The 11,554-nt window shown below is 68.8% G+C and carries 10 protein-coding genes and 1 pseudogene; 7 read left to right on the forward strand and 4 right to left on the reverse strand.

The features are described 5' to 3' along the window. Positions 1 to 6 precede the first annotated feature (6 nt). The 6 genes from I3K84_RS07400 to I3K84_RS07425 are packed head-to-tail and all read left to right on the forward strand — an operon-like array spanning position 7 to position 6,232. The gene (locus tag I3K84_RS07400) at positions 7 to 1,020 is read left to right on the forward strand and encodes an ABC transporter substrate-binding protein (RefSeq protein ID WP_013518055.1); all 1,014 of its coding nucleotides are present in this window, start codon (positions 7 to 9) and stop codon (positions 1,018 to 1,020) included. Continuing rightward, positions 1,017 to 1,826 (forward strand): iron ABC transporter permease, encoded by an 810-nt coding sequence (locus I3K84_RS07405; protein ID WP_013518054.1) that lies wholly within the window; start codon positions 1,017 to 1,019, stop codon positions 1,824 to 1,826. The genes I3K84_RS07400 and I3K84_RS07405 overlap by 4 nt, the downstream gene beginning before the upstream one ends. A 25-nt stretch (positions 1,827 to 1,851) precedes the next feature. Next, the gene (locus I3K84_RS07410) at positions 1,852 to 2,652 is read left to right on the forward strand and encodes an ABC transporter permease (protein ID WP_013518053.1); all 801 of its coding nucleotides are present in this window, start codon (positions 1,852 to 1,854) and stop codon (positions 2,650 to 2,652) included. Further along, entirely contained in the window at positions 2,642 to 3,703 is a 1,062-nt protein-coding gene (locus tag I3K84_RS07415) for an ABC transporter ATP-binding protein (protein ID WP_196995814.1), read from the forward strand. The genes I3K84_RS07410 and I3K84_RS07415 overlap by 11 nt, the downstream gene beginning before the upstream one ends. Then, entirely contained in the window at positions 3,700 to 4,539 is an 840-nt protein-coding gene (locus I3K84_RS07420) for a phosphodiesterase (protein WP_196995815.1), read from the forward strand. The genes I3K84_RS07415 and I3K84_RS07420 overlap by 4 nt, the downstream gene beginning before the upstream one ends. Before the next feature lie 22 nt (positions 4,540 to 4,561). Then, the gene (locus I3K84_RS07425) at positions 4,562 to 6,232 is read left to right on the forward strand and encodes a Na/Pi cotransporter family protein (protein ID WP_196995816.1); all 1,671 of its coding nucleotides are present in this window, start codon (positions 4,562 to 4,564) and stop codon (positions 6,230 to 6,232) included. Here I3K84_RS07425 and I3K84_RS07430 read toward each other — a convergent pair whose 3' ends face one another. The 3 genes from I3K84_RS07430 to I3K84_RS07440 form a co-directional block, all read right to left on the reverse strand. Then, positions 6,233 to 7,201, reverse strand: coding sequence for a bile acid:sodium symporter family protein (locus I3K84_RS07430; RefSeq protein ID WP_196995817.1), 969 nt, complete (start codon positions 7,199 to 7,201; stop codon positions 6,233 to 6,235). 221 nt (positions 7,202 to 7,422) lie between these two features. Continuing rightward, complete coding sequence (locus I3K84_RS07435; RefSeq protein ID WP_196995818.1) at positions 7,423 to 8,244, reverse strand: NUDIX domain-containing protein; 822 nt, start codon at positions 8,242 to 8,244, stop codon at positions 7,423 to 7,425. Further along, the gene (locus I3K84_RS07440) at positions 8,241 to 9,227 is read right to left on the reverse strand and encodes a quinone oxidoreductase (RefSeq protein ID WP_103737068.1); all 987 of its coding nucleotides are present in this window, start codon (positions 9,225 to 9,227) and stop codon (positions 8,241 to 8,243) included. The genes I3K84_RS07435 and I3K84_RS07440 overlap by 4 nt, the downstream gene beginning before the upstream one ends. Before the next feature lie 132 nt (positions 9,228 to 9,359). Between I3K84_RS07440 and I3K84_RS07445 the strand changes: the two genes are divergently transcribed. Continuing rightward, positions 9,360 to 10,262 (forward strand): DMT family transporter, encoded by a 903-nt coding sequence (locus tag I3K84_RS07445; protein ID WP_041838882.1) that lies wholly within the window; start codon positions 9,360 to 9,362, stop codon positions 10,260 to 10,262. Positions 10,263 to 10,285: 23 nt separating this feature from the next. On the opposite strand, the pseudogene I3K84_RS07450 reads toward I3K84_RS07445, so the two are convergent. Then, positions 10,286 to 11,548 (reverse strand): annotated as a pseudogene (locus I3K84_RS07450) (putative bifunctional diguanylate cyclase/phosphodiesterase); the annotation flags it as partial. Positions 11,549 to 11,554 lie beyond the last annotated feature (6 nt).

The raw sequence follows: 11,554 nt of genomic DNA on the forward strand, positions 1-11,554 counted from the left end.
AACCCCATGACCTCGACCCTGCAACGCTTCGCCCGCATCGGCGTGCTGGCAGCCGCCGGCCTGGCAGCCACCGGCGCCTGGGCACAGACCGCCATCTGCTACAACTGCCCCACGGAATGGGCGGACTGGGGCACGCAGCTGCGCGCCATCAAGGCCAGAACCGGCATCACGGTGCCGGCCGACAACAAGAACTCGGGCCAGGCGCTGGCGCAGCTGGTGGCCGAGAAAGGCAGTCCGGTGGCCGACGTGACCTACCTGGGCGTCACCTTCGCCATCCAGGCGCAGAAGGACGGCGTGGTCGCCCCCTACCAGCCCGCGGGCTGGAAGGACATTCCCGACGGAATGAAGGACCCGGCCGGCAACTGGTTCAGCATCCACTCGGGCACGCTGGGCTTCATGGTCAACGTGGACGCGCTCAAGGGCAAGCCGGTGCCGAAGTCCTGGGCCGACCTGCTCAAGCCCGACTACAAGGGGCTGATCGGCTATCTCGACCCGGCCTCGGCCTTCGTCGGCTACGTGGGCGCGGTCGCAGTGAACGAGGCGCGCGGCGGCACGCTCGCCAACTTCGCGCCGGCCATCGACTACTTCAAGGCGCTGCAGAAGAACGAGCCCATCGTTCCCAAGCAGACCTCGTATGCGCGCGTGCTGTCGGGCGAGATCGCCATCCTGCTGGACTACGACTTCAACGCCTACCGCGCCAAGTACAAGGACCGCGCCAACGTGCAGTTCGTCATTCCCGCCGAAGGCACGGTGGTCGTGCCCTACGTGATGAGCCTGGTGAACAAAGCGCCCCATCCGGCCGAGGCCAGGAAGGTGCTGGACTTCGTGCTCTCCGACGAGGGCCAGGCCATCTGGGCCAAGGCCTATCTGCGCCCGGTGCGCGCCGGCGCCATGCCCAAGGAGGTGCAGGCCCAGTTCCTGCCGGCCTCGGAATACGCCCGCGCCAAGACCGTGGACTACGCCGGCATGGCCGCCGCGCAGCGCGACTTCTCCGACCGCTACCTGAAGGAAGTGCGTTGAGCCCGCGCCAGCGCCTGCTGCTCGCCGGCTGCGCGGCTCCGGCGAGCGCGTTCTTCCTGGCCTTCTGGCTGCTGCCGGTGCTGCGCCTGCTGGCGCTGCCGGCCGAGAAGGGCTGGGGCACCTATTTCGTGGTGCTGACCGACGGCCGCTACATGGAGAGCATGCTCAACACGGTGCTGCTGTCGGTAGCCGTGACGCTGGCCACCCTCGTGATCGGCGCCACGGTGGGCATCTACCTGGCGCGGCGCAGCTTCTTCGGCAAGCGCTTGCTGCTGGCGCTGCTGACGCTGCCGCTGTCGTTCCCCGGCGTGATCATCGGCTTCTTCGTGATCCTGCTGGGCGGGCGCCAGGGGCTGGTGGCGGACCTGTCCAGCCAGCTCTTCGGCGAGCGCATCACCTTCGCCTACGGGCTGCTGGGCCTGTTCCTGGCCTACCTGTACTTCTCGCTGCCGCGCGCCATCGCCACCTATGCGGCCGCGGCCGAGGCCATGGACCTGCAGCTCGAGGAGGCGGCGCGCTCGCTGGGCGCCTCGCGCCTGCGCATCGTGCGCGACGTGTGGCTGCCCGAGCTCGCACCCACCACCGTGGCCTGCGGCGCCATCCTGTTCGCCACGTCGATGGGCGCGTTCGGCACCGCCTTCACGCTGGCGAGCAAGTTCGAGGTGGTACCGATCACCATCTACAACGAGTTCACCAACTACGCCAATTTCGCGCTGGCCGCATCGCTGTCCATCGCCCTGGGGCTCGTCACCTGGCTGGCGCTGTTCCTGACGCGCCAGTTCGGCAGCGGCCAGGCCATGCGCTGAAAGCCGCACGAAAGGACCCCATCGCATGCGACAACCAACGCACAACCGCGCGCCGTTCCTGTTCGCGGTCACCGCGCTCACCAGCCTGTTCATGATCGCGCCCATGCTGCTGTCGGTACTGGCCGGGCTGGTGAACAACTACAGCGTGGGCATCAAGAGCGGCTTCACGCTACGCTGGCTGCAGGAGGTGTGGGACGTCTACGGCGGCACCGTCGGCTGGTCGCTGGGCATCGCCGCGGCCAGCGTGGCGGCCACGGCCGCCATCGGCGTGCCCTGCGCCTACGCGCTGGCGCGCAGCCGCTCGCGCCTGGCACGCGCCTTCGAGGAGCTGCTGACCCTGCCCGTGGCCGTGCCGGGCCTGGCGACGGCACTGGCGCTAATCCTGGCCTACGGCCAGATCGCGGCCTTCCGCCAGAGCTTTGCCTTCATCCTTGTGGGCCACATCGTCTTCACCCTGCCCTTCATGGTGCGCACCGTGGCCTCGGCCTTCCAGCGCAACGACCTGGTGGCGCTGGAAGAGGCCGCGCGCACGCTGGGCGCGAGCTTTCCCCAGCGCTTTCTCGGCGTGCTGGTGCCGGCCGTGTTCCCGGCCATCGTGGCGGGCGGCCTGATGGTGTTCACGCTCTCGGTCGGCGAGTTCAACCTGACCTGGATGCTGCACACGCCGCTCACCCGCACCCTGCCCGTGGGCCTGGCCGACAGCTATGCGTCCATGCGCATCGAGATCGGCTCGGCCTACACGCTGGTGTTCTTCATCGTCATTCTCCCGGTGCTGTGGGCCTTGCAGGCCCTGGCCCAGCTCATGCAAAAACGCTATGGAACTTGAACGCATCCCGGTCGAGATCGACCACTGCTCCAAAACCTACGCCGACGGCACGCGCGGCCTGCAGCCCACCAGCCTGCACGTCGAGCCCGGCGAGGTGCTCGCACTGCTGGGGCCCTCGGGCTGCGGCAAGACCACGCTGCTGCGCCTGATCGCCGGGCTGGAGACGCTGGACCCGGGCGGGCGCATCCTGTTCGGCGAGCAGGACGTGACCCACCGCCCCGTGGAGCAGCGCGGCGTGGGCATGGTGTTCCAGAGCTACGCACTGTTTCCGCAGATGAGCGTGGCCGCCAACATCGGCTACGGCCTGCGCATCCGCGGCGTATCGGCCGCCGAGGAGCGCCGCGCCGTGGGCGAGCTGGTCGAGCTCACGCGCCTCACCGGCCTCGAAGCCAAGCGCCCCGGCGAGCTCTCGGGCGGCCAGCGCCAGCGCGTGGCGCTGGCGCGCGCCGTGGCCGTGCGCCCGCGCGTTCTGCTGCTCGACGAGCCGCTCGCGGCCCTGGACGCCAAGCTCAAGGAGCAGTTGCGCGAGGAGCTGGCCGAGCTGCTGCGGCGGCTGCACATCACCGCCATCCACGTCACGCACGACCAGCAGGAAGCCATGGCCATCGCCGACCGGCTGGCCGTGATGCGCGCCGGCAGCATCGTGCAGGTGGGCCGCGGCGAGGACCTGTACCGCGCGCCCGCCCACCCCTTCGTGGCCGAGTTCCTCGGCCGGGTGAACCGCATCGAGCGCTCGCCCGAGTCGCTCGCACGTGGCGTGCTGACGATCGGCGGCGCGACGCTGACCTGCCCGCCGGCGCTCGACCAGAGCGCTCTGCTGGTGCGCCCGGAAGACATACAGATAGGCCCGCGCCAGGACGGCTGGGGCGTGGCGCGGGTCGAGCAGCGCAGCTTCCTCGGCGACCGGGTGCAGCTGCGCCTGAGCGCGGCCGGCGTGCCCGGCACGCTGCTGGCCGACGCGGCACGCGACACACCCTACCGCAGCGGCGACGAGGTGGGCATCCGCATCGATCCGCAACGCCTGATGAGTACCGCAGAGGCCAGCGCATGAACTCCACCCCCTACACCTTCCTGGTCCAGATCACAGACCTGCACATCCGCGAGCCCGGCCGCCTGGCCTACGGCCGCATCGACACCGCGCCCTACCTGCGGCGCACGGTGGACAGCGTGCTGGCCCTGCGCCAGAAGCCCGACGCGGTCGTCATCACCGGCGACCTGTCGGACTTCGGCCGCGAGGCCGAATACGCGCACCTGGCCGGGCTGCTGGCGCCGCTCGGCGATCTGCCCGTGTACCTGCTGCCCGGCAATCACGACGAGCGCGCGCAGCTGCGCCGCAGCTTCGCTCGGCACGCCTACCTGCAGGGCGGCGGCGAATTCGTGCAGTACAGCGTCCGCGTCGGTCCGCTGCGACTGATCGCGCTCGACACGGTGGAGCCCGGCCAGAGCCACGGCGCGCTGTGCGCCCAGCGCCTTGCGTGGCTGGAGCGCGAGCTCGCCGCCTGCCGGGACGAGCCCGTGGTCATCGCCATGCACCACCCGCCGTTTCGCACGCTCATCGGCCACATGGACAGGATCGGCCTGCTCGAAGGCGCCGCGCAGTTCGAGGCCATCGTGGCGCGCCACGCCAACGTGGAGCGCATCATCTGCGGACACCTGCACCGCGCCATCGACGTGCGCTTCGGCGGCACCATCGCCTCCACCTGCCCCGCGCCGGGGCACCAGGTGGCGCTGGACCTGCAGCCCGACGCGCCCTCGGCCTGGATGCTGGAGCCGCCTGCCTTTCGCGTCCATGCCTGGGACGGGCAGCGGCTGGTATCGCACCTTGCGGCTGCGGGAATCTTCGAAGGCCCCTATCCTTTCCATGAAAATGGCATGCTCATAGACTGATAGCACTGCACCACCGTCCTCCATGAAGCATCTGCTCAACCTGCTAGCCGCCATTGCCCTGCTCGTGTGGGGCACTCACCTCGTGCGGGTGGGCGTACTGCGGGTGTTCGGGGCCAACCTGCGCAGCCTGCTGGCGCGCAGCATGGGCAACCGCTTCACGGCGGCGCTGTCGGGTATCGGCGTGACGGCGTTGGTGCAGTCCAGCACCGCCACCTCGCTGATGACCGCCTCATTCGTCGGCCAGGGCCTGATCGCCCTGCCGGCCGCGCTGGCCGTGATGCGCGGCGCCGACATCGGCACCGCGCTCATGGCCGTGCTCTTCTCCACCGACCTGTCCTGGCTCTCGCCGCTGTTCATCTTCGTCGGCGTCGTCCTGTATCTGTCGCGGCAGGAGACCACCTCGGGCCGCGTGGGCCGGGTCCTCATCGGCCTGGGGCTGATGCTGCTGGCGCTCGAACGCGTCACCCAGGCCACCGAGCCGATGATGGCCTCCCCCATCACCCACGTGGTGCTGGAGTCGATGGGCTCGGACGTGTTCGCCGAGATCCTGATCGGCGCGGTGCTGGCCATCGTTTCCTACTCCAGCCTGGCCGTGGTGCTGCTCATCGCCGCCATGGCCGACACGAGCGTCGTGCCCCTGGACATGGCCCTCGGGATGGTGCTGGGCGCCAACCTGGGCAACGGCCTGACCGCCATGCTGACCATGGCCAAGTCCTCGGTGGAAGTGCGCCAGGTCACGGTGGGCAACATGGTGTTCAAGCTGATGGGCGTGGTGCTCATGGCGCCGTTCATCGACGGCTGGATCCGGTTCGTACAGCCCCACCTGCCCGCCACCTCGCACAGCGTCGTGCTGTTCCACCTGGCGTACAACATCATCATCAGCGTGGGCTTCATCGGCCTCACGCAATGGGTGGCGCACGTGATGACACGCCTGCTGCCTCCACTCGACCCGGCCAAGAACCCGCTGCGGCCGCACCACCTCGATCCCTCCGCGCTGGCCACGCCATCCCTGGCCATCTCCTGCGCCGCGCGCGAGGCGCTGCACCAGGCCGATCTGGTGGAGACCATGCTCAATGGCCTGAAGACCGTGTGGCAGACCGACGACCAGAAGCTGGGCCAGGAGCTGCGCGCCCTGGACGACCAGGTGGACAGCCTGTACTCGGCCATCAAGTACTACATGACCAAGATCTCGCGCTCCGAGCTGGACGAAGGCGAGGGGCGGCGCTGGACCGAAATCATCAGCTTCACCATCAACATGGAGCAGATCGGCGATCTGGTGGAGCGCGTGCTGCAGGACGTGGAGGACAAGAAGATCAAGAAGGGGCGCCAGTTCTCGCACGCCGGCCTGCAGGAAATCAATGAAATGCACGACCACTTGGTGGCCAACCTGCGCCTGGCCATGAGCGTGTTCCTGACCAGCAATGTGCGCGACGCGCAAAAGCTGCTGGAGGAAAAAAACCGTTTCCGCGAGCTGGAACTGGCCTACGCCGCAACCCACCTGAACCGGCTGGCGGAAAACACCATCCAGAGCATAGAAACCAGCTCGCTGCACATCGACATCATCAGCGACCTCAAGCGCATCAACTCGCTGCTGTGCTCGGTGGCCTATCCGGTGCTGGAAGCCAATGCCGCCATCCGCCCGCTGCATGCGAAGGCGGCAGGCGCCCCGGCGATGCCCGACGAGCGGCTGTAGTCAGGCGCGCCGGGCATAGCGCTGCGCCAGCACCGCGCACACCATGAGCTGCATCTGGTGGAACACCATCAGCGGCAGCACGATGGCGCCCGCGGCCTCTGAGGGGAACAGCACCTTGGCCATGGGTACGCCGCTCACCAAGCTCTTCTTGGAGCCGCAGAACACGATGGTGATCTCGTCCTCCTTGGAAAAACCCAGGCGCCGCGCCAGCCAGGTGGTGGCGGTGAGCGCCAGGCCCAAGATCACCGCGCACACCACCAGCAGGCCGGCCAGCGCGGGCAGCGGCAACTCGCGCCACAGGCCGCCCACCACGGCTGCGCTGAATGCGGTGTAGACCACCAGCAGCACCGAGCCCTGGTCCACGTACTTGAGCGTCGCCGCGTGGCGGCTGATGAAACCGCCGATCCACGGCCGCAGCAGGTGCCCCGCAACGAAGGGCAGCATCAGCTGCAGCATGATGCGACCGATGCTGCCCAGTACATCCTGCTGCACCGTGCCCGAGGCCTGCGGCAGCACCACGCCCACCAACAGCGGCGTGATCACAATACCCAGCAGGGTGGAGGCCGAGGCGCTGCAGATAGCCGCCGCCATGTTGCCGCGCGCCACTGCCGTGAACGCGATGGCCGACTGCACCGTGGCCGGCAGCACACACAGGAACAGCACGCCGGTGTACAGCTCTGGCGTCACCAGCGGCTGCAGCACCGGCCGCAGCACCAGGCCCAGCACCGGAAACAGCATGAAGGTGCTGGCCACCACCAGCAGGTGCAATCGCCAGTGGCCGATGCCTGCGATCACGGCCTCGCGCGACAGCTTGGCGCCGTGCATGAAGAACAGCAGCGCCACCACGCCCACGGTGGCCTTCTCGAAAAACGCGCCCACGGCGCCGGATGCGGGCAGCAGGCTGGCCAGCGTGACGGTGGCCACGAGGGCAAGGGTGAAGTTGTCGGGCAGCAGACGGGAACGGGCCATGGTGTGCGAGGAGCGGTGGAGAAAGCGTGCCGTAGTGCGGCGAGCCTGCCGGCGCAGGCATGAGGCCTGGATTGTCGGGCATGTGCCCCTATGGCGTCGGCGCGCCGCATGTTCTCCAGTCCGCTGCACAGGCAACCGCCGCGGCGGCGCTTCACTAACGAATGAAATCGCTGTCTAACGCCTGTCAATTATGCGGCGTCAGCTATTTTTTTAATAGCAAATCACCAACCGTAAAAACCGGCCAGCACCAGCGCCGCCTCCGGCGTGAACGCCCCTCGGGCCAGGCGGTCGTGCACCTCGCCATGGGTCAGGCATTCGAAGTGCGCCACTTCGCCATCCTGGTTCACCGGCACCACGCCCTCGGGCACGGTGGCGTGGAACCAGTCGATGCGCTCCACCATGTAGCCGGTGCCACCCGCCTCGCTGCTGGGCTGCGCAAACTGCACATGGCCGCCGGCTGCCAGGGCCTGCAGTTGCTCCAGGCGCAGCCCGGCCTCCTCCCATGTCTCGCGCGCCAGGGCTTCATGCAGGCTGTCGGCCGCGGACACCATGCCGCCCATCAGCGTGTCCCACTGGCCGGGGTTGTTGGGCTTGGTGAAGGAGCGCTGCTGCACCCACAGGGCGCCCCCCGCCGTGCAGCCCACCAGGTGCACGGCCTGCGTGGCCAAACCCAGCACGCGCACGGCCCCGCGCTCCACGGTCGCCAGGCGCCGGCCATCGGGCGCGCACACGGCCAGTTGCTCGTCGCGCCAGGGGCCGCAGCAGCCCGCCGCGCGCAGCGCATGGGCCAGCGCATTCAGCGCCGCCGTGGCCTCCTGCGCCGGCAGGGCCCAGGCGGGTTGCCCTTGATGCTCTATTTGTGATAGCTGCCAGCGCTTGTCCAGCAATCTCTGAATGCCAATCTGGTCAAAAACCGCGGCATCCACCGACCCCACGCACTCGCACCCCAACAGCAGTGGCACGCGCGGTGCGGCAGGCGGACACTGCGCCTGCCGGCGTGCGGCGGTCACCCAGGCGGGCGCCGGCTGGCTGGACGCCGTCATTCCAGCGTGAGGATGGTGGAGCCCGTGGTCTTGCGCGCCTCCAGGTCGCGGTGCGCCTGCTGCACGTCGCGCAGCGCATAGCGCTGGGCAATGTGGATCTTCACCTGGCCGCTGGCCACCACGGCGAACAGGTCGTCCGCCATGGCCTGCGTGGCCTCGCGCGTGGTGATGTGGCTGAACAGCGTCTGGCGCGTGACGTACAGCGAGCCCTTGGCGCCCAGCATGCCGGGTGCGAACGGCGCCACGGGGCCCGACGCGTTGCCGAAGCTGGCCATCAACCCGAAGGGACGCAGGCAATCCAGCGACTTGTCCCAGGTGTCCTTGCCCACGGAGTCGTACACCACCTTCACGCCGCGCCCGCCGGTGATCTCCTTGACCCGGGCGGCGAAGTCTTCCTTGGCATAGTTGATGGCATAGGCCGCGCCGTTGTCCAGCGCCAGCTGGCACTTGGCGTCCGATCCTGCGGTGCCGATGAGCTGCAGGCCCAGGGCCTTGGCCCACTGGCAGGCGATCAGGCCCACGCCCCCCGCGGCCGCGTGGAACAGCACGAAGTCGCCGGGCTCCAGCCCTTCGACGGGGCGGGTTTTCTTCAGCAGGTACTGGGCGGTCAGGCCCTTGAGCATCATGGCCGCACCGGTCTCGAAGCTGATCGCATCGGGCAGCTTGCACACGCACTTGGCGGGCATCACGCGCACTTCGCAGTAGCTGCCGGGCGGCTGGCTGGCGTAGGCCGCGCGGTCGCCAACACGCAGGTGCGTGACGCCCTCGCCCACCGCCTCGATCACACCCGCGCCCTCCATGCCGATGCTGGCCGGCATGTTCAAGGGGTACAGGCCGGTGCGGTGGTACACGTCGATGAAGTTCAGGCCCACCGCGCGGTGGCGGATGCGCACCTCGCCCGGGCCGGGCTCGCCGACCTGCACGTCAACGATCTGGAGTTCTTCGGGGCCACCGTGCTGGCGGATCTGAACGGCGAGGGTCATGGGAATGGGTCTCCTGGAATGATTGCAAGCGAACGCCGCAGATGCTGCCATGATTTGCCAGCCCTTGCCGTGCGCGGGACACACACGGGAGGACGCCGACTGTCACGTCTTTCGCTTACAGTTGCTGCCCCTATGACCCAACGACTCTCACCGGGCACGATTGCGATGCTCGTGGCCGCGCCGCTGCTATGGGCCGGCAATGCCGTGGTTGGCCGCGCGCTGAACACGCTGATCCCGCCCATCACCCTGAACTTCGTGCGCTGGCTGCTGGCGTTTGCGTTGCTGCTGCCGCTGGCCTGGCAGGTGCTGCGCCCCGGCAGCCCGCTGTGGCCGCACTGGCGCCGCTATGCGCTGCTGGGCCTGCTGGGCATCGGCAGCTACAACGCGCTGCAGTACCTGGCACTGCAGACCTCCACGCCGCTGAACGTGACGCTGGTGGGCTCGGGCATGCCGGTATGGATGCTCATCATCGGCGCGCTGTGCTTCGGCGTGCCGGCCTCGCGCAGGCAAATAGCGGGAGTGCTGCTGTCAGTGGCCGGCGTGGTGCTGGTGCTCAGCCGCGGCAGCTGGGAGCAGTTGCTGGCACTGCGCCTGGTGCCGGGCGACCTGTACATGGTGGCGGCCACCATCTCCTGGTCGTTCTACAGCTGGCTGCTGGTGCGCACCAGCGAGCCGCGCGAACTGCGCGGCGACTGGGCGGCCTTCCTCATGGCGCAGATGATCTTCGGACTGGGCTGGTCGGGCGCCTTTGCGGGCGTGGAATGGTCACTGGGCGCCACGCAGATCACCTGGGGCTGGCCGCTGGCTGCTGGCCTGGCCTTCATCGCCGTGGGCCCGGCCATCCTGGCCTATCGCTTTTGGGGCGTGGCGGCGCAACGCGCGGGGCCGGTGGTGGGGGGATTCTTCATCAACCTCACACCGCTGTTCGCGGCAGTGCTGTCCACGGTCTTCCTCGGAGAAGCGCCGCACCTGTACCACGCCCTGGCGTTCGCACTGATCGTCGGCGGCATCGTGGTGTCGTCGCGCAGGGCCTGATCGGCTAGGGCCGCGCACAGGCGTCAGTGCGCTGCTGCGGGCTGCGCCTGCGGCGCGTCGCCGAAGCGGGCCTGCAGCACCTCCACCGGCATGGGGTGCGCCAGCAAGTAGCCCTGGTACACGTCGCAGCCATGCAGCGCGAGAAAGCTGCGCTGCTCCTCTGTCTCTACCCCCTCGACCACCACTTCCAGCTCCAGGTTGCGCGCCATGCCCAGGATGGTCTGCACCACCACATCGTCGCTGCGACTCTCGCCCAGGTGGTGCACGAAAGTGCGGTCGATCTTCAGCCGATGCAATGGCAGCCGCGTGAGGTAGGCCAGTGAAGAGTAGCCCGTGCCGAAGTCGTCCACGGCGAAGCGCACGCCCTTGGTGCGCAACTGGTGCATCTTGGCGATGGAGTCCTCCACGTCCTCCAGCACCAGGGATTCGGTGAGCTCCAGCTCCAGCCGGTGGGCCGGTGCGCCGCTGTGCTGCAGGAGCTGCGCCAGCTGCTCCACGCAGTCGGGGCTGCGGAACTGGCGCGCGCTCACATTCACGCTCAGCGACAGCTCGCGCAGCCGCGGCGATGCCTGCCAGCGCGCCAGCAGCTCGCAGGCGCTGGCCAGCACCCAGCGGCCCAGGGGTACGATGAGCTCGCTGTCCTCCGCCACGCCGATGAAATCCGCCGGCAGCACCAGGCCGCGCTCCGGGTGCTGCCAGCGCAGCAGCGCCTCAACCCCCACCACGGCGCCGTCGCGCGTGAACTGGGGCTGCAGGTGCAGCAGGAACTGCCCTTCGCGCAGCGCAGCCTGCAGGTCCGACTCCAGCCGCGCACGCGCGCTCAGCGCCACCTGCATGCGAGGGTCGAAGAAGCACACCGCGTTGCCGCGCTGCGCCTTGACCTGGTACATGGCGATGTCCGCCTGCTTGAGTACTTCGGCCGCAGTCTGCAGTACGCTGCCGAACAGCGCGGCGCCCACGCTGCAGCTGCCGTGGTAGCTCTGTCCCGCGATCGGATAGGGCTGCGCCAGCAGTTGCACGACCTTCTCGGCCACAGCGCGCACCTGCTCGCGGGCGCGTTCCGCCTCGGTCGCCAGGCCGGCCAGCAGCACCACGAATTCGTCCCCGCCCAGGCGCGCCACGATGTCGCCCACGCGCACGCCGCTTTCCAGGCGGCGGGCCACCTGCTGCAACAGGTAGTCCCCGATCTCGTGGCCCAGGGTGTCGTTAACAGGCCGTTGAAAAATCCCCCGCCGACGCCCGCGTTGGCCGCTACGATCTGAAGCCATCGGTGAACGACCCAGACGAGGACG

Origin of the sequence: Diaphorobacter sp. JS3051, assembly GCF_015832135.1 — a bacterium.
GTDB lineage: Bacteria > Pseudomonadota > Gammaproteobacteria > Burkholderiales > Burkholderiaceae_C > Diaphorobacter > Diaphorobacter nitroreducens.